Annotated in this window: 21 protein-coding genes, 2 pseudogenes and 1 riboswitch; of the genes and pseudogenes, 8 read left to right on the top strand and 15 right to left on the bottom strand. The window is 70.6% G+C overall.

Annotated features, from left to right (window positions below):
* Nucleotides 1–6: 6 nt before the first annotated feature.
* Nucleotides 7–1,656, bottom strand: coding sequence for an alpha/beta hydrolase (locus tag O7629_RS29160; protein WP_278173278.1), 1,650 nt, complete (start codon nucleotides 1,654–1,656; stop codon nucleotides 7–9).
* A gap of 242 nt (nucleotides 1,657–1,898) precedes the next feature.
* On the opposite strand from O7629_RS29160, the gene O7629_RS29155 reads away from it, so the two are divergent.
* Nucleotides 1,899–2,666, top strand: coding sequence for a VOC family protein (locus tag O7629_RS29155; RefSeq protein ID WP_278173277.1), 768 nt, complete (start codon nucleotides 1,899–1,901; stop codon nucleotides 2,664–2,666).
* A 48-nt stretch (nucleotides 2,667–2,714) separates the two neighbouring features.
* Here the strand turns inward: O7629_RS29155 and O7629_RS29150 are convergent.
* The 4 genes and pseudogenes from O7629_RS29150 to O7629_RS29135 form a co-directional block, all read right to left on the bottom strand.
* Nucleotides 2,715–3,470 (bottom strand): annotated as a pseudogene (locus tag O7629_RS29150) (ABC transporter ATP-binding protein); the annotation flags it as partial.
* Nucleotides 3,471–3,562: 92 nt separating this feature from the next.
* Nucleotides 3,563–4,558 (bottom strand): iron ABC transporter permease, encoded by a 996-nt coding sequence (locus O7629_RS29145; RefSeq protein WP_278174716.1) that lies wholly within the window; start codon nucleotides 4,556–4,558, stop codon nucleotides 3,563–3,565.
* Between the two features lie 76 nt (nucleotides 4,559–4,634).
* Nucleotides 4,635–5,603 (bottom strand): ABC transporter substrate-binding protein, encoded by a 969-nt coding sequence (locus tag O7629_RS29140; protein WP_278173276.1) that lies wholly within the window; start codon nucleotides 5,601–5,603, stop codon nucleotides 4,635–4,637.
* Between the two features lie 123 nt (nucleotides 5,604–5,726).
* A riboswitch (cobalamin riboswitch) is annotated at nucleotides 5,727–5,791 on the bottom strand.
* Nucleotides 5,792–5,934: 143 nt separating this feature from the next.
* Nucleotides 5,935–7,833: a M14 family zinc carboxypeptidase gene (locus O7629_RS29135; protein ID WP_278173275.1), complete on the bottom strand. Its 1,899-nt coding sequence runs from the start codon at nucleotides 7,831–7,833 to the stop codon at nucleotides 5,935–5,937.
* Nucleotides 7,834–8,154: 321 nt separating this feature from the next.
* Here O7629_RS29135 and O7629_RS29130 point away from each other — a divergent pair, with 321 nt between their 5' ends.
* A complete protein-coding gene (locus O7629_RS29130) occupies nucleotides 8,155–8,364 on the top strand; it encodes a hypothetical protein (protein ID WP_278173274.1) in 210 nt (69 codons plus the stop codon).
* Nucleotides 8,365–8,430: 66 nt separating this feature from the next.
* On the top strand, nucleotides 8,431–8,895 hold the full coding sequence (locus O7629_RS29125) for a DUF2809 domain-containing protein (protein WP_278173273.1): 465 nt from the start codon (nucleotides 8,431–8,433) through the stop codon (nucleotides 8,893–8,895).
* Nucleotide 8,896: 1 nt separating this feature from the next.
* Here O7629_RS29125 and O7629_RS29120 read toward each other — a convergent pair whose 3' ends face one another.
* Nucleotides 8,897–9,262, bottom strand: coding sequence for a GntR family transcriptional regulator (locus O7629_RS29120; RefSeq protein WP_278173272.1), 366 nt, complete (start codon nucleotides 9,260–9,262; stop codon nucleotides 8,897–8,899).
* Nucleotides 9,259–10,038 carry a hypothetical protein gene (locus tag O7629_RS29115; protein WP_278173270.1) on the bottom strand — a complete coding sequence of 260 codons (780 nt, stop codon included), beginning with the start codon at nucleotides 10,036–10,038 and terminating at the stop codon, nucleotides 9,259–9,261. Before O7629_RS29115 ends, O7629_RS29120 begins: the two co-directional genes overlap by 4 nt.
* Nucleotides 10,039–10,190: 152 nt before the next feature.
* Here O7629_RS29115 and O7629_RS33670 point away from each other — a divergent pair.
* Both O7629_RS33670 and O7629_RS29105 read left to right on the top strand, forming a co-directional pair.
* Nucleotides 10,191–10,294, top strand: a pseudogene (locus tag O7629_RS33670) (AbrB/MazE/SpoVT family DNA-binding domain-containing protein); the annotation flags it as partial.
* Nucleotides 10,295–10,532: 238 nt separating this feature from the next.
* Nucleotides 10,533–10,790, top strand: coding sequence for a hypothetical protein (locus tag O7629_RS29105; protein WP_123607092.1), 258 nt, complete (start codon nucleotides 10,533–10,535; stop codon nucleotides 10,788–10,790).
* A gap of 193 nt (nucleotides 10,791–10,983) precedes the next feature.
* On the opposite strand, the gene O7629_RS29100 is transcribed toward O7629_RS29105, so the two are convergent.
* From O7629_RS29100 to O7629_RS29085, 4 genes are all read right to left on the bottom strand, one after another.
* Entirely contained in the window at nucleotides 10,984–11,745 is a 762-nt protein-coding gene (locus O7629_RS29100) for a GPP34 family phosphoprotein (RefSeq protein ID WP_278173268.1), read from the bottom strand.
* A gap of 10 nt (nucleotides 11,746–11,755) precedes the next feature.
* On the bottom strand, nucleotides 11,756–12,055 hold the full coding sequence (locus O7629_RS29095) for a DivIVA domain-containing protein (protein ID WP_278174715.1): 300 nt from the start codon (nucleotides 12,053–12,055) through the stop codon (nucleotides 11,756–11,758).
* A gap of 75 nt (nucleotides 12,056–12,130) precedes the next feature.
* On the bottom strand, nucleotides 12,131–12,397 hold the full coding sequence (locus O7629_RS29090; protein ID WP_278173267.1) for a hypothetical protein: 267 nt from the start codon (nucleotides 12,395–12,397) through the stop codon (nucleotides 12,131–12,133).
* Nucleotides 12,387–12,689: a hypothetical protein gene (locus tag O7629_RS29085; RefSeq protein WP_278173265.1), complete on the bottom strand. Its 303-nt coding sequence runs from the start codon at nucleotides 12,687–12,689 to the stop codon at nucleotides 12,387–12,389. The genes O7629_RS29090 and O7629_RS29085 overlap by 11 nt, the downstream gene beginning before the upstream one ends.
* Before the next feature lie 128 nt (nucleotides 12,690–12,817).
* On the opposite strand from O7629_RS29085, the gene O7629_RS29080 reads away from it, so the two are divergent.
* The 3 genes from O7629_RS29080 to O7629_RS29070 all read left to right on the top strand — a co-directional run bounded on the left by O7629_RS29080 (nucleotide 12,818) and on the right by O7629_RS29070 (nucleotide 14,110).
* Nucleotides 12,818–13,600 (top strand): helix-turn-helix transcriptional regulator, encoded by a 783-nt coding sequence (locus O7629_RS29080; protein WP_278173263.1) that lies wholly within the window; start codon nucleotides 12,818–12,820, stop codon nucleotides 13,598–13,600.
* Nucleotides 13,597–13,785 carry a DUF397 domain-containing protein gene (locus O7629_RS29075; protein ID WP_278173262.1) on the top strand — a complete coding sequence of 63 codons (189 nt, stop codon included), beginning with the start codon at nucleotides 13,597–13,599 and terminating at the stop codon, nucleotides 13,783–13,785. Before O7629_RS29080 ends, O7629_RS29075 begins: the two co-directional genes overlap by 4 nt.
* A 133-nt stretch (nucleotides 13,786–13,918) precedes the next feature.
* Nucleotides 13,919–14,110: a DUF397 domain-containing protein gene (locus O7629_RS29070; RefSeq protein WP_278173261.1), complete on the top strand. Its 192-nt coding sequence runs from the start codon at nucleotides 13,919–13,921 to the stop codon at nucleotides 14,108–14,110.
* Between the two features lie 232 nt (nucleotides 14,111–14,342).
* On the opposite strand, the gene O7629_RS29065 is transcribed toward O7629_RS29070, so the two are convergent.
* The 4 genes from O7629_RS29065 to O7629_RS29050 form a co-directional block, all read right to left on the bottom strand.
* Nucleotides 14,343–14,933, bottom strand: coding sequence for a TetR/AcrR family transcriptional regulator (locus O7629_RS29065; protein ID WP_278173259.1), 591 nt, complete (start codon nucleotides 14,931–14,933; stop codon nucleotides 14,343–14,345).
* Nucleotides 14,934–14,995: 62 nt separating this feature from the next.
* A complete protein-coding gene (locus O7629_RS29060) occupies nucleotides 14,996–15,469 on the bottom strand; it encodes a nuclear transport factor 2 family protein (RefSeq protein ID WP_278173258.1) in 474 nt (157 codons plus the stop codon).
* Nucleotides 15,470–15,625: 156 nt separating this feature from the next.
* Nucleotides 15,626–15,880: a hypothetical protein gene (locus O7629_RS29055; protein WP_278173256.1), complete on the bottom strand. Its 255-nt coding sequence runs from the start codon at nucleotides 15,878–15,880 to the stop codon at nucleotides 15,626–15,628.
* 317 nt (nucleotides 15,881–16,197) lie between these two features.
* Nucleotides 16,198–16,770, bottom strand: coding sequence for a DUF4241 domain-containing protein (locus O7629_RS29050; protein WP_278173254.1), 573 nt, complete (start codon nucleotides 16,768–16,770; stop codon nucleotides 16,198–16,200).
* Nucleotides 16,771–16,921 lie beyond the last annotated feature (151 nt).

The raw sequence follows: 16,921 nt of genomic DNA, 5'->3' as shown, positions 1-16,921 counted from the left end.
GTAGGCTCACAGGCCGGTCGGCCAGCCGCTCGACGACTGACCGGACGGGTTGAACACGGTGTGCAGCTCCGCCGCCACCCGGTCCTGGGCCGCCTCCGCCACGTCCAGCACCGCACCCATCCCGAAGAACTCGTGCGGTACGCCGTCGTAGTGGATGTGCTCGACCGGCACCCCGGCCGCCCGCAGCCGCTGCACGAACGCCTGCCCCTGGTCGCGCAACGGATCCCGTTCCACGGTCAGCACCACCGCCGGCGGCAGGCCGGCGAGCCGTTGCACCGGCAGGTCGAGCAACGCCACCCGGGGGTCGTCGAGCATCTCCGGGCGAGGGAAGGCGTGCCGGGCGAACCAGCTCAGCATCGGGCGGTTCAGCGGCGCCGCGTCGGCGGCGTCCACTCCGGAGCCGTCGTCGACCGTCACACTGGTCACCGGGTAGATCAACACCTGCAGCAGCGGCAGCCGCTGACCGGCGTCGCGCAACTGCAGGCAGGTGGCCACCGCCATGTTGCCGCCAGCGGCCTCGCCGGCGATGGCGATCCGCTCCGGGTCACCGCCGATCTCCCCGGCGTTGTCCAGCAGCCAGCGGGTCGCGGCGAGCACGTCGTCGTGGGCGGCCGGGAACGGATGCTCCGGGGCGTGCCGGTAGTCCACCGCCACCACCAGACACCGTTCCTTGTTGCACAGCGCCCGGGGGGTGGCGTCGTAGGTGTCCAGGCTGCCGACCACCCAGCCACCCGCGTACAGGTAGATCAGCACCGGCAGGCCGCCGGCCGGTGACGCCGACGTCGGCCGGTAGACCCGCAGGGTCAGCTCCCCGCCGGGACCGTCGATGGCGAAGTCGAAGACCGAGTCGACCGGCTCCCGCTCCTCCAGGTCCCCCCGGTCGGTACGGATCCGGGCCACCGCGTCGGACAGGGTCGGCTGGCGCCGCGCCTCGGCCGGATCGAGGATCTCGGTGGGTCGGGGGCCGAGCGCGGCGAACGCGTCCAGCAGCGCCTGGGACTGCGGTTCCAGCAGCCCGGACGCGTCGGTGGCGAACCAGCCACGCCGCCCCGAGGTCCGGTCGCGGAGCCGGTCGACCAGCGCGGCCGGGCCGCCCAGCAGCCGACTGCTGCGGGAGGTGTTCGGTGTCTGCGGATGCGGATGGGTGGGTGCACGGTACTTCGCGGCGGTGAACTGCGCCCCGAGTTCGGCCATCCGCTGCGGACCGACCGCGGCCCGCAGCGCCGGCAACAGCACCCCCTCCTGGTCGGCGGCCTGCCGGCGAACGTCGGCGATCAAATGGTTGAGCGCTTCTTCGAAATCCAGGTTCCCGGGTCTGGACCGGTCGATCTCGGCCGCCGCCTCCTTGATCCGCTGACGGGTGTCCCGCCCCCGCTGGACCAGCTCGGCCGCCGACCCGGCGGTCAATCGCCGACCGGCCGGACCGTCAGGCGACGCGCCGTCGACGGACAACCGGTCGGTCACCGTCGGCTCGTCGAAGACCGGGTCGAGGACCTGTTCCTCGGCCGCCAGGTGCATGGAGATCCGGTAGACCACCTGGTCGGCCAGGATCCGCCGGTCGCCCTGGCCGGTCTCCAGCCGCCGGAAAAGCTGGTCCAGCAGGACGTGATCGTCGTTGATCGCCCGGTCGATGTCGCCCGGCAACACCTCGATCACCCGTACCATCGTTCTCCCCCGCTGTCCCGCGTCCCGGCCGGTCTCCCGCGTCGCCGCCGGTGTCCGGCACCCCGCCTGGCTTCGGTCGGTGACATCAGCCCGGCGCGCGGTTACCCTCGGCGCGGGCCATGATTCCGGGTGACGGGCGATTGCTTCGGCGAATCTCCCCCGACCGTCGTCGACCGGGTGCCAGGATTCGGTCAGCAGGGTCCACCCAGCCGATCAGCAGGAGGAAATCCGCCATGTCCGTCGCCGCGGCCGGGGTGCCCGCCTGGGTCGACCTCGGTACCTCCGACCTGCCCGGTGCGATCCGGTTCTACGGCGAACTGTTCGGCTGGTCCGCGCAGCCGCCCGACGGCCCGGACGCCGAGGGTTACACCCTGTTCAGCAAGGACGACAAACTGGTCGCCGGGGCCGGCTCGGTCGCCACCGGCGGGCAGCCGCCGACCTGGACCACTTACATCGGCACGCTGGACGCCCAGGCGAGCGCCAAGCTCGTCGAGTCGGCCGGCGGCACCGTGCTGATGCCGCCGTTCGACGTGCTCGACCGGGGCCGGGCGGCGGTCTTCACCGACCCGGCCGGGGCCAGCTTCGCCGTCTGGCAGCCGCTGTCCATGGCCGGCGCGGAGCTGGCGAACGTGCCCGGCTCACTCTGCTGGAACGAGCTGACCACCCGCGACCCGGAGGGCGCGAAGGAGTTCTACGGCGCGGTCTTCGACTGGGAGACCCGGGACACCCCGTTCCCGCCGATCATGTACACCGAATGGCTGGTCGAGCAGCAGCCCGTCGCCGGGATGATGCCGATGGTCGGCGACGACTGGCCGGCTGACCTGCCGGCCCACTGGATGGTGTACTTCGCGGTGAACGACTGCGACGCCACCGCCGAGCACGCCGCCGCGCTCGGCGGCACCGTCTCAGTCCCGCCCACCGACCTGCCGCACGGCCGGTTCGCCGTGCTCAACGACCCGCAGGGGGCCTTCTTCTCGGTGATCCGGATCGCCGGCGACTGACGGTTCCGGACGGGGAACGGGCCGGTCCGTGCCGGGAACGTCCCGGTCGCGGACCGGGACGACCAGCGGGCCGTGCGCGCCCGGCAGCACCCGCACCCGGGCCCGGTAGTACCGGGCCAGGTTCTCCTCGGTGAGCACCTCGGCCGGCGGGCCGGCGGCGACCGTCCGGCCGGCGGCGAGCAGCACCAGCCGGTCGGCGTACTCGCCGGCCACCGACAGGTCGTGCATGGTGGCCAGCACGGTCAGCCCCCGGTCCCGGCGCAGCTCGTCGACCAGTTCCAGCACCTCCTGCTGATGGCCGATGTCCAGGGCGCTGGTCGGCTCGTCGAGCAGCAGCAGCGGGGCGCCCTGGGCCAGCGCCCGGGCCAGCAGCACCCGCTGGCGTTCACCACCGGACAGGGTGGCCAGCCGCCGGTGCGCGAACCCGGTCAGGTCGAGCCGGGCCAGCACGTCGTCGACCACCGCCAGGTCGGCCGCCGACTCCCGACCCAGCAGCGGAACGTACGGGGTACGGCCGAGCAGCACGTAGTCGGCGACGGCGATCCCGGCCGGCACCACCGGCGACTGTACGACGGTGGCGACCAGCCGGGCCCGGTCCCGCCGGCCGAGCCGGGTGATCGGCGTACCGAACAGCTCCAGGCCGCCGTCGACCGGCAGCAGCCCGCCGACCGCCCGCAGCAGGGTCGACTTGCCGGCCCCGTTCGGCCCGATCACCGCCACCCACTCGCCGGCGGCCACGGTCAGGTCGACACCGTCCAGCACCGGCGCGCCGCCGAGACGTACCCGCAGATCACGGCCGACCACCGGGGTGCCGGCGGCAGTGCTCGCGGGCGCGGTCTTGAGCGCGGGCGCGGTCTCGAGCGCGGGCCCGGTCTCGGGCCCGGACGCCGGCCCGGTCACAGCGCCACCGTCCGGCGGGTGGTGCGCAGCACCAGCACGAAGAACGGGGCGCCGAAGAAGGCGGTGACCACACCGATCGGGATCTCGGCCGGCGCGGCCACGGTCCGGGCCACCACGTCGGTGACGGTCAGGAACGCGCCGCCGAGCAGCATCGACAGTGGCAGGATCACCCGGTAGCTGCTGCCGGCGACCAGCCGGACCAGGTGCGGCACGATCAACCCGACGAAACCGATCAGCCCGGACACCGACACCGCCGCCGCGGTGCCCAGCGACGCGGCGGCGAGCAGCAGGTATCGGGACCGTTGCGGGTGCAGGCCGAGGCTGGCCGCCTCCTCGTCACCGACCGACAGCACGTCCAACTCGCGGCGGTGCGCCAACACCACCACGGCGGCGATCACCGCGTACGGCAGGATCAGCCGGACCTCGTGCCAGCCGTCGGTGGCCAGCCGGCCCAGCAGCCACGAGTACACCTCCCGGATGGTGTCGACGTGGCGTTGCAGCAGGTAGGTCTGCCCGGCGGCGAGGAACGCCGAGACCGCCACCCCGGCCAGGATCAGCGTCGCGGTGGACCGGTCCGGCCCGGCGGCACCCGTACCGAGCAAATAGGTCAGACCGACCGCGCCGAGCGCGCCGACGAACGCGGCCAGCGGCACCGTCACCGGCAGCCCGGTCAGCACCCCGGTGCCGGGGCGCAGCGCGATGACCGCAGTCACCGCCAACCCGGCTCCGGCGGCGACGCCGAGCAGATGCGGGTCGGCCAGCGGGTTGCGGAACACCCCCTGGTAGCAGCCGCCGGCCAGGGCCAGCATGCCGCCGACCAGCAGCGCCAGCACCACCCGGGGTAGCCGTAACTGGGTGACGATCGCCACCTGCCGGTCGTTGAGTCCACTGTCCAGGTCGACGCCGGGCAGCAGGTTGAGCAGTTCGGCGGCGACCGCCAGCGGCGGCAGGCTGGCCGGGCCGAACGCCAGCCCGGCCAGGGCTGCCAGCATGACGGCGGCCAGCGCGCCGGCGAACCAGCCGGCGGTCAGCCCGGGCCGCCGCCGAGTCGCCGCCGCGTCGGGCATGTCAGGACGCCGCCGCGTCGACCGCGTCGACGATCGCCCGGACCAGGTCGACCACCCGAGGGCCCCAGCGGGACGCGATGTCGTCGTCGAGCTCGACCACCTGACCGGACTGGACGGCGGTGATGGTGGACCAGCCGGCCCGCTGCGCCACCGTCTGCGCGTTCTGCTGGCAGCACTTGGTGTCGGCCAGGAAGATCAGGTCCGGGTCGGCGTCGATCAGCGCCTCGGCGGACAGCTGCGGGTAGCCGCCGGCCTCCCCGGACGGGTCCGCCGGGTCGGCGATGTTGGTCAGCCCGACCATGGTGAACAGCGAGCCGACGAAGGTCTCGCTGGTCACCGTGTAGAGGGTCGGGTCGAGCTCGTAGTAGTAGCTCAGCGGCTCGGCCGGCTGCGCCACGTCGGCGACCAGCTTGTCGATGTCGGACCGCATGGTGTCGACCAGGTCGGCCGCCGCCTCCGGGTGCCCGGTGAGGGCGCCAAGTTCGGTGATCTGGCGGTACGTGTCGTCCAGAGTGACCGCCGCCCCGGCCAGGTAGACCGGGATCGACAGTCGGGTCAGCCCGGCGACCACCTCGTTGGTGTCGCCGGAGAGCACCACCAGGTCGGGTTCGTAGCCGGCGATCGCCTCGACGTTCGGGGTGAACCCGGACAGGTCGGTGGTCGGCGCCTCGGCCGGGAAGTTGGAGTTGTCGTCGACGGCGGCCACCTGGTCGCCGGCGCCGATCGCGAAGAGCATCTCGGTCGCGGTCGGCGACAGTGCGACGATCCGCTCCGGGCGTACCTCCAGGGTCAGGTCACCGACGGTGACCGGGTAGCTGGCGGCGGTCTCCGGGCTGACGCCGGGCTGCGCGTCGTCAGGCCCGCCGGAGCCGTCGCCGGCCTGGCCGCAGCCGGTCAGGGCGAGGGCCGCGGCGGTGGCGACCACGGCGGTACGCAGCAGCGCGGCCCGCAGCGGGTGGGATCTGCTCATCTGGTCCTCCTGTCGGTCGAGGGCTGGTGCTTCGCCGACAGGTCGGGGGTGGTGACTCCGGCCCCGGCCAGGTGGCGAGGCGCCCTTCCTCGAGAGCGCGGTTCGCGACCACGCCGCAGGCGACCTGGCTAGCCCCGGCCGTCGGCCGGGGCATCACAGTTGCGGGACAGCGCCGGGTTCGCACCGGCTTCGCTGCGGGGCGGTCAGTAGCACGGTAACCCACCGGCGCCGGCCGGCAGACACCGCGACAGCGCAGGGCTGCCGGACGGTGATGTTCACCGCACGGCAGCCCTGCGTGCCGGCACGAGCCGGGCCGGCACCGCTGGTGACGTCAGGAGCTGGTGATCCGGACGTCGTCGATGGCCGCCTCGACCAGGCTGGCGGTGGAGGCGTCCGCCGCCTCGACCAGGATCCGCACCGTCTGACCCGCGTACGGGGTCAGGTTGTAGCTGCCGGTCGACCAGGACCCGTACCGGTTGCTCCCCGCGCCGGACTGGTTCAACAGCGTCGTCGTGCCGCCACTGTGCACCACGCTGATCCGCAGGTAGTCAGCCGACGACGAGTTGTTCAGGTGGGCCAGGTACCAGGCGAGCGACAGGGTGAGGGTGCCGCTCGACGGCAACGCGACGGCCGGCGAGCGGGCGCTGGTCGCCCCGCTGTCGATGTCGTACGAACCGGCCGAGGAGCCGGCCAGCCGGCCGGTGACCAGGCTGTTGCTGCCCTGGTAGGCGGTCAGCTGCAGGGCCCCGCCGGAGCTGGTGGCCTGCGCGACGCCGCGCTCCCACTGCCCGGTGCTGGCGGTGTCGGTGCCGCTCGGGTCGGTCGTCCAGCCGGTCGCCGACTCGAAGTCGTCCGCCCAGACGGTGCTGCCCGGCGGGTCGACCGGGCCACCGCCGTCGCAGTACTGCGACTCCTTGCCGATCACCCGGTACGGGCAGTCGGCGTACTCGCTGAACATCAGCACCGCTTCCCGGTTGCGGGCGGTCTGGGCGGGGATCACCTCGTCGGGTGGGTAGAAGCCACCGCCGCCGGACGAGCCGGGGTACAGCTCGAAGGTGTACGCCCAGATGCCGTGCACGCCCCACATCCAGTCGATGCTGCTGCCGTCGGTGATGTACAGGTCGGACGACTGTTCCGGGGTGTAGCCGTTGGTCGCCGCCATCTGCGTACCGAGGGTGGCGAAGGTGTTGTACTGGTCGGTGGTCATCCCGGAGGGCGTGTTGGCGGTGGTCCAGCCGAACGGCCAGAGCACCAGCTCCGAGTAGCTGTGGAAGTCGATGTTGGCCTTGATCTGCTGCTCACCGCCGACGACCCGGCTGTCGACGAAGTCGCGCAGCGCCTGGGTCTCCGGGGCGGAGAAGGCGTACGGTCCACGGTAGGTCGACGACGACGGGGAGCCGGACGAGCCGCCGCAGCAGCCCCACAGGTAGTCCCAGTTGCGGTTGAGGTCGGTGCCGACCGCTACCGCGCCGCTGTTCGGCTGCCGGTTCTTGCGCCAGGACCGGTACGAGCCGGTGGCGATGTCGTACTCGCTGCCGTCCGGGTTGACGGTCGGCACGATCCAGATCTCGCGGGTGTTGACGATGTTGGTGATCCGCGAGTCGCTGCCGTAGCCGTCGGTGAACAGGTTCAGCAGGTAGACCGCCATTTCGACGGTGAGGTGCTCGCGGGCGTGCTGCTGCGAGTTGAATAGGATCTCCGGCTCGTCCTCGTCGGTGGCGACGTTGTCGGAGATCTTGACCGCCATCAGGTCGCGGCCCTCGTACGAGGTCCCGATGCTGATCTTCCGGGCGATGTTCGAGTGGCTGGAGACGACCTGGTTGACCGCCGTGGTCAGCTCGGCGTAGTTGTGGTACGCCGAGTCCGACGGCGGGAAGTCCAGGGTGCCCACGTCGTCGGTGCCCCGGACCGGGGCGCGGACCGCCTCAACCTCGAAGCCGAGCGCCTGGATCGCGCTGACCTCGGCCCGGGTCGCGGTGATGTTGAGGATGCCGTGTTCGATGTAGTCGATCGCGGCGCCGGTCCCGGCCACCGCGTCGCGGTCGGCGAAGGTCTTCGGCCCGAGGACCCGGTACGGGCCGGCGATCGAGTCGCGGTCGACACCGGTGGGCTTGGGGTCGGCCGATACCGGGCCGGTGACGACGGCGAACAGGCCGACGACGGTCGCGATCAGCAGGACGGTGGTCCTGCGCCACGAGCCGGCGTTGGCAGTTGGTGCGCGGAATCGCATATAGACCTCCTGGGGGTGGGGAGGACTCCGCTAGTGAGCACAACTGCACCACCTGTCACATGGTCATATCAATATCTATTACGCTCAGTTCCATGCCAAGCTGATCATCACACGGCGCGAATACTTCGCGAACCGGACACCCCTGCGGGCGGGAGGATGACACTGGCCATAGCGGATCTCAGCCACTACGGACTCCTCGATCCACTGCGCTGCGAGCACCACGCGGACACGGCCGTCCGCGACCGACGGCGCAACCCTCAACTCATGATCATGTGAGCGCTGTGGACGTCTCGTCGCGGCCATGAGGTCCATAGCGCTCACATGATCATGGATCTCGCCGGCCAGAGCACCGGAGGTGTGTTCCTGAAGATCGACGCCGACCAGACGCGCACCGACGTCGACCTCGCCGTGATCCGCGCCTGGTGGTCGTTACGCAGCCTGCTGGCGATCCGTTGGCGGGTCGAGCACGGCTTCGACCCGGCCTCGCCGGGCTGCGAGATCGACGTACTGAAGTCTGTCGGTACCCGTTGAGATCCGCCGGGGCCCCGCTGCCCGGCCGGTGACCGACAAGGCCGGTCAGCTATAGGGTCGGGCACCGTGGCGGGTCTCAGGTGGCGGGTACGGTTGGCGGGTCTGGCAGCCGCCGGCGGGTTCCTCGCCGTGGCGCTCGGCATCCGGGTGCTGGCCGATGGGGACGGCGTGCTGGACAGTTCCGGTGCGCTGCAGCAGTATTCCGGCACCGCCCTGTACGCGTCGATGGTCTATGCCGGCGTGTTCGTCCTGGCTCCGGCCGCCGGGCCGATCGTGGCCGGGACGGTCGCCATCGCCTTCTGCTGGCTCGTCGAGCTGCTGCAGCTGACCGGCGTACCGGCGGAGCTGTCCGAGCGCAGTCTGCTGGCACGGCTGGTCCTGGGCGCCCGTTTCGACCCCACCGACCTGGCCTGGTACGTGGTGGGCGTACTGCCGATGGTGCTGCTGCACCTGGGCGTCGATCGCTGGCGACTGCGCCACCGGGACCGGCAGCCGGCTGACGCCGGTGCCGGTCGCGGGCGTGGCCGGTGAGTCACGGTGTGGCCGGGCGGCCCAGGGCAGCCTGCACGATCCGGATCGCCTCGGCGGGGTCGATGCCGCTCCTGGCGATGATCGTCGCGTAGTCGCGGGCGGCGCGGTGGGCCTGTTCGAGAGCCTGATCGCCGGCGGCTGTGACGAACGAGCCGGCCCGGCCACGGGTCTCGATCAGCCCGGCCTCCTCCAGCTCCCGGTACGCCCGGCCGACGGTGTTCACCGCGAGGCCGAGGTCGGCGGCGAGTCGGCGGACCGTCGGCAGCCGGGTGCCGACGGCCAGCGACCGGTCCTGGATCTGCCGGGCGAGCTGGGCCCGCAGCTGCTCGTACGGCGGCGTCGGCGAGGCGGCGTCGATGACGATCATCGGACGATCATGGCCTGCCGTGCGGTCGCCCCGACAGCCGTGGTCCGGGTCTGGATCAGGCCGAACGCGACGACACCGGCCACGACGAGTCCGATCGCGACCGCGTTCCACCAGCCCAGCGACTCCCCGTACAGGAAAATGGCCGGCAGCGACCAGACCAGGCTGGGCATGACGAGGGCGCGGGCGTCCTCGACCCGCATGATGACGTCGGCGGTGAGGGACGCCTCGTCCTCGGCGACGGCCGGGCTGGTCAGCACCTGACGCAGCTGCATGACGATGCCGGCACCGGCACCGGTGAGCCCGATCAGCACGACGGCGGCCCCGGCCCGCAGCACCGGGTCGGAGACCGGCAGTACGCTGACCGCGAGCGCCAGTGCGCCGGTGTAGGCGGCGACCGTGAAGACGGCGTACGGCCGGCCGAGCACCGCCGACCAGCCGAACCCGACCGGGTGGGCCACCCGCCGGGGCAGTTGCGCACCGGCTCGCCGGTCGACGCGCCGGACCCACTGGCGGAGCAGCCACTGCGCCACCAGCAGACCGACCACCAGCGCGGTGAGCAGCAGCAACGACAACCAGGAGTACGCGGCGTCGGTGAGCCGGCTCAACGTGTGGGTGAGCGCCGCGCCGATCAGGAATGCGGCCAACAGGACGTCGCCGGCGAGCTTGGCCCGCCGTCGTACGGCAAGCCGGGTCGCCAGCAGCGGGGTCGGCTCGGTGTCGGTCAGACCGTGCTGGTCCAGCCACTTCCTGGTCTCGCTGTGCTCTGCCTGGCGCATCGCCACCACCTCCATAGTCGCAAGCTTTGTCTTACAACCATGAGTCATAGCATGCGACAAAGTCAAGCCAGCCAGGCGTCGACCTCGGCCCACCTGGCGACTGGGGCTCGGCGGCGGGAACTCCTCGCGGCCTTGAAGCCCGACCGCTCGTAATGGGTGGTACAGGTAGTACGCGACACGCTGGAGGCATGGTGAAGCTGAACAGCAAGGGCCAGGTGACCATCCCTGCGCCGCTGCGCGCCAAGCACGGCCTGCATGAAGGCATCGAGATCGAGGTTGTCGAGGAGGGCGACGCGCTGCGGATCGCGCGGGTCGACGGCGCGCGGGCGGCGGGGAACGGCGGCCGGTCCCGGGTTCCGGCGCCCCGAGGTCTGCGGCACTCAAGCCTTCCCATGGACCAGCCTCGATGGCATCATGAAATCGGTTCACGTCGATCTCATGGCACCCGGAGACACGCGGAAGATCGGCGATTGCCCCGACCTATGGGAGGATGCATGCGAAGACTGACCACACTGCTGGTGGCGTTCATGATCGCCATGGCCGGCCTGTTCGCGACCACCGCCGCCCCGGCTTCGGCGGACTACCCGGACCCGCCGGGTGGCACGCTCCGCAACGTCTACAGTGACCTGGACTTCTGCCACTGGTACGGCAACTACGGGATCCAGAACGACCTGTGGAGTTCGTACCTCTGCCAGTACCGCGCGTACGGCAACCCGCCCAACGTCCTCTACTTCTTCTGGACGTTCGACTAGCAGGTGGCTCCTGGGGAGGCTCCACCGACCAGGTCAGGGCATGTGCCCCGAGAGCTTGATGCCACAGGTGCATCATGATTCATCTCCGGCATCACACTCGGCCGACACCCCGACCCGGGACGCGACGATCCGTACATCGGACGGTGCGCTCCGTAAGGCGTCGTCGGGATCGCGGTGATCGGCGGCGCCGGCCTCACCCCCAGCGGCGGACTGGTCCCCGTCGCCGGTGGGATGCGCCGTCGAGGCGGTTCCGGGCAATGGTGAGCAGTTCGCCGACCTCAGTCGGCAGCCGTACGGCGGTCTCCCGGTGCAGGTGCCGACGGGCCGCCGTCGGGAGGCCGGTGAGCAGTAAGTCGTCCAGCCCGGTGACCAGACAGAGCCCGGCTAGCCGGGCCTCCAGGTCGGGCAACGGCTCGCCGCGCTGTAGCCGTACGGTCAGCCTGGCCCACGCCCACGCGGCCCGGTTCGCGTCGGTCGGCACCTGGCGCACGGCGGTGGTCAGCAGACGGCGTACCGTCCGGGGCCGCACCACACCTGCCGCGACCAGCCGCCGCGCGACCTGCTGATGAGCACCGGGCGCCAGCAGCGCCAACCAGGTGCCCACCCGCCGGTACCCCGGCTCGGCGGCCATCCAGCGCAGGACCCAGCCGCCGAGCGCGTCCACCGGCACGTGCCGCGCCACCAGCCAGAGCCGGCCGTCGCGCACCCGCAGCGCCCCGGCGTCGACCAGGTCCACCAGCAGGGCGGCGGCCAGGCCGAACCCGACCGCCCGGTCCGGCAGCCGCGGCCGACCGGTCACCGCGTCCCGCGCCAGCAGGAAGAACTCGTCGGCCAGCAGCGGTCTCCGCAGGTGCACCGCCGGCAGCGGCAGCGTCAAGGCGGCGTCGGCCCCGGCGGCGGTTCCGGTCTGGCCGCCGCGCTGCTGGTGGACCATCGTGGCTCCCTTCGTGATCATGGGCGCCGGCCTACGCCGGCATCCGGGCCTGGAACTGCCGCGACTGCCAGTCCCGCAGCGCCTGCTTGATCCGTACGTTCTCGTCGCGGGTCATCGCCAGCTCGGCCCGCACCGCGGCCAGTTCGTCGGCGACCAGGTGCAGGAATGCGCGTACCTCGGCCGGGTCGAGACCGCGCCGGGTGCGGTCCAGGAACTGGCGGTCGCGGACCAGCCCGGGGCTGATCGACGGCCGGGCCGCAGCGCGGTAGTGGTGGGTGCCGGCGTTGCGGGTGTGCGGCCGGGACTGCCGCCGGGTACGCCGGGGGAACAGGACGAGGTGGAGAAGCCTGCGCACGGTGGAACCGCCTTTCGCATTTCGACGGAATCGCTGTCAGGGTGTTTCTGGTCAGGGCGCGGATTCGGGGGTACGGCCGTCGCGTTCGACGACGCCGGGCCGCCGCAAGGCGTGTTTGAACACCGACAGCAGCATCATCTGGCCGGTGCGGGGGCCGCTGACGAAGGTGCCCATCACCGCGATCATGGTCACGTGTGGAATGTCGTGACCGTGCCGCAGATGGGATATCCGGATCGCCACCGGGCCGTTGCCGAATGCCCAGTCTTCGGCGCGCAGCCGCAACACATCGCCGACCTTGATCAACGGTTCACTGGACAATTTCGCACCACCCGTCGGTGCCGCCGTCGCCGCTGTTCTCCGGCGGATGCGGGAACTCCGGCGGCGACAGGCCGGCGACAGTGAGGACGGTTCGGATCCGCCGGGCCCGTGGCACGTCGCGCCGGTCGAGGATCGCCAGGGCCATGGTGAACGGTGCGCAGAACGCGACCGATCCGCACGTCGGACATTCGCCGATCCGCCTCGGCAGATGCTTCTCGGCGGTCTCTCGGGCGTTCCGCAACACCGGGTCGTCGTCCGGGTCCGCCCCGGCGGCCACCACCTTATTGATCATCGAATCCCTCCCGATTTTTCTGCTGTCAGCAGATCCACCCTGGACCCGCAACGCCAACAGTGGAAGGATTCGCACCAACAGAACCCGTTCCGAAACTTCGATCTTGAATCGGGAAGGACCGGTAATTCGTGAGCAGCAACGGGGTTCCTCGCACTCTCAAGTTCCTCCGCACCCTCAACGGAGGCATGACCCAGGAGCAGTTGGCGCAACGGTTGAGCGTCTCCACCTCGCTTATCGCCAAGTTCGAGACGGCCCGGCAGATCCCCCTGCCGGACACCGCCGAGCAGATCGACGATGTCTTCGGCAGCGGCACCCTGGTGCAGGAGACCGCCGCGGACGCCCGCAATGCCGTGCCGCCGGACTGGTTCCAGCCGTGGCCGGAGTACGAGGCCCAGGCCGAGATGCTGCGCGGGTATGAGTCGACCTACGTCCCCGGGCTACTACAGACCGAGGCGTACGCCCGCGCGGTGCTCGCCGTCGGTCTGCACCCGCCGGAGGTGGCCGAGCAGCGGCTGGCCCACCGGCTCGCCCGCCAGGCCACCGTCTTCGACCGCAAGACGCCGCCGGTCACCTCGTTCATCGTCGATGAGGCGGCGCTGCGCCGGGGCGACCCCGCGATGATGAAGGAGCAGCTGCTGCACCTGGTCGACATGTCGCGGCGCGACCGGGTGCTGCTGCACGTGGTGCCGGTCGACGCCGGGCTCTACATCGGCCAGCTGGGTAACTTCGCGCTGGCCACGCTGCCGGACGGGACGACGGTGGCCTATGCGGAGAACCCGGTGGACGGCCGCACCTACGAGGAGCCGGCGAAGGTCGCCGCCTTCGTCAACGCATGGGAGGCGATACGCTCGGTGGCACTACCCCGGGACGCGTCCCGGGACCTGATCGCGAGAATGGCAGAGGAGCTATGACCGAGCCCGCGTGGCGCACCGCCAGCCGCAGCAACAGCAACGGCGGCAACTGTGTCGAGGTCGCCGACAACCTGCCCGGCCAGGTACTGGTCCGCGACAGCAAGGACCGCACCGGCGGCACCCTCACCTTCACCCCCACCGCCTGGACGACCTTCATCACCCGGGCCGCCGCCACCCGCCCCTGACCAACCCGACACCACGCTGCAGCCCTGTCCTGCGCCTACGCCGGACCGGGGCAGGGCAGCAGCGCCGGTCGACACTTCCACCCCGGCTGGTCGCCCGGGCCAGTCGCCTGATCGCGAGGATCGGCAGGCAGCTATGACCCAGCCAGCGTGGCGCACCGCCAGCCGCAGCAACAGCAACGGCGGCGCATGCGTCGAAGTCGCCGACAACCTGACCGGCCAGGTACTGGTCCGCGACAGCAAAGACCGCACCGGCGGCACCCTCACCTTCACCCCCACCGCCTGGACGACCTTCGTCACCCAGGCCGCCACCACCCGCCACCACTGACCACCCCGACACCGGCCTCCTTGGAGGAGGATGCAGAACTGGCGCGCATCAGCGCTGACCTATCCGCCGGATGCATCCGCTACTCGACGTGAAGGGCGTCGGCCCTCAGCACGTCCGAGCGGCCGCACTCGCCGCCGAGAGTCCGTACAACCCCGACGGATGGCCGGCAACTCGGTGCTGGAACGGGGCTGCGGCGGGCCCTGGTCTGTTCGGTAGGTTCAGATGTGGCGGGCTATCGATGCCCGATGTCTGAACGGTCCGGGTGTTTCCGGAGGGATGCGAGGATGGCCCCCTGTGCTGCGGCTACGGTCTCCGTGAATGTTGCGGGGTCCCGGGTGATGCGTACGGCGCCGGCGTGCATCATCCCGGAGAGTAGTTCCACGGCGAGGCGCACGTCGCCGACGTCGCGGAACTCGCCGCGTGTGATGCCATCTCGTACGACGTTCTCGACCTCGGCGATGACGGCTTCGAACGGACCATCAGGCCCCTTGGGTATCTCCTGGACCAGCGGAGCGGAACCCGAACGGAACATCACCTGCAGGGCTTGGTCTGTGCACGCGTCCAGAACCGTACCGATGATCTCCAACATCCGGTCGGTCGCGGAGTCAGCGGACCGTGCACCGATGGCGGCCACCCGGTCGAGCATGGGCGTGGCCGCTCGGTGGGTCACGGCCCGTACCAACGCGCTTTTGTCCGGGGCATAGTTGTAGAGGGTGTTACGTGCAATCCCGGCCCGGGCCGCGATATGACCCATGTTGATCGAGTCGTAGTCGCGTTCCGTCAGTAGTTGCCGGATGGCCTTGGTGATCTCGGCCCACACCATCTCGTGGTGCTCCTGGACGCTATCTCCCCGTATCCGCGGCACGATGTGATTCTGTCCTGGCGTCAGGTGGCGCGTCCAGTGCCGGCGGCGACACCCGCCAGATGAGAGTTTTCCTGGTGGGTCGCGGTGAGCCGCACGCGGGTCAAGCGCCAACCGTCCGGGGTGCGGACCGCTTCGTTGTCGTAGAAGCCCACCACCAGCCAACGGTTGGGGCCGCCTGCGGCGAGCTCCGTTGACAGCCAGTGCTCAGCCCTGACGTGTGCGTGGACCGTCGCGCGGTCGCCATTGAGATCGACGACATGGCCGGTGATGACGTGATGCGTTGCCACGAAGGGCGCGAAGGCACCGCGCAGAATCTCGACGTAGTCCCGCAACGGCGTCGTCATCGGCGGAATGCCGGTTACCGACGAGAAATCGAGCGTCAGCGGATCGGTGAAGACCCGCCCCGGCAGTGTGTTGAACTCCCTGCGGTCTGCGATGTCGGCGTAGCGTCCGAACAACTCCGTCAGATCCGCGCGGTCCGCGAGCGCGCTCATCTCCCAGCCCTTTCCTCTCCGCGTCACCGCGCCACTGCTACCCGGGCAGCGCCGCGACAGTGGATGCGATACGACAACCTGTCGTAAAAGTATGCGACAGGTTGTCGCGAAAAGCAAGCTCAGGCGATCGACGGGCCGGTGCAGCGGTCGCGGCTGCTACCGGGAATGGGACAGGGCGGACGGCGTGCGGTCCAGATCGTGAAGCAGCGCCTGCAACCGGTCCCGGCATCGCAGGACGAGGCCGGAGATGTCGTCGAAGGTCTCGGCGTTGGCTCTACTGCTCTCGAACCACATCGCACGCACAGCCGTCCGGCCCTGTACCAGGTAGTTCCCGGCAGCCTCGACCAGCCCAACGAACTCGCCACGGCGGTCCGGCGGGGCGAGCCGAGCAACACTCCGTGCCGCTCGCAAGGGCGGCGACGATCGGTGTGCGGTCGTGCCGAGAAGCGCGCACCTCGGTCCGTCGAGTCTCTGTCCGCCGTCGAGTGGAGGGCTCAGGCACGTTATTTGCGCGAATAACGTGCCTGAGCCCTCCACTCGAAGCAATGTCGCCGATCGCGGCGTCCGGATCTGAACCTGCCGCCACGGGCCGCTCCGGCGGTTGAAGGTGTCGGGGCGGTACAGCGAGATCCGCTCATGGCTGCGGTCGTAGATCAATGAAACAAGTAGCCGCGAAGCGTTCGCCGTTGCCTGGTCGGGCCGGCCGGTAGCACTGGCTCCAAAATCTCCTACTGGAAAGGCTCCGGGGACTCGCCGATCCGGTCTTCCAGGTCGCCGAAGTCGGTGAGGAAGGAGACAACCTCGCCATCGACGGTGTACCCGACCCAGCTCCGGTACCGACCGTCGGCGCCGAGGTGGATGGCGATGAGGTTGGTGCCGGTAGCCTCGTGGTGGTAGATGCTGTAGGGCTCGTCCGCGTTGAAGGAGAGGTCCGCTACCAGTTCCTCGCGGGCCTCGTCGTCGGTCAACGCCTCGAAGACCTCGACCGAGCCGAACCCCCCGGTGGCGCCGTCGACCGGATAGATGTAATCCGCTCCGTTGCGCTGGGCGGGCAGCCACTGGCTGACCGGCTCGGGACGTACGACGACCCGGGCACCCAGCACCACGTCGTCCTCGGTCAGAATCTCGACGGCGTACTCGCCGGGTGACACGGTCTGGGTGAACGCCCAGCGGGCGACTTCGCCGGCGGGGAAGAGCCCAGGCGGTTCGGCGGCGACCAATCTTCCGCTTGGCAGCCGCAGCCGCACGTCGGCGGTGAGGGTCGTCGCTGCGGCGAGCAGCCCGTCGAAGTCGTAAGTCATGGCGGAATTCCCGGGTGGTCGGCTGACGCGGAGGGACGGCAAGCAGCTCATGCTCGCGCATTTGGCCGAGATGCGCACCACCGTCGCCGTACACCCGCAATCGGAGCTGAGGTACGGGCTCGGCGGGCCACGCTCGTTGACGCCGCGCTCT

Origin of the sequence: Solwaraspora sp. WMMD792, from assembly GCF_029626105.1 — a bacterium.
Classification (GTDB): domain Bacteria; phylum Actinomycetota; class Actinomycetes; order Mycobacteriales; family Micromonosporaceae; genus Micromonospora_E.
Note: the sequence above shows the minus strand (reverse complement) of the source record. Positions and strands in the feature narration are given on the sequence as shown.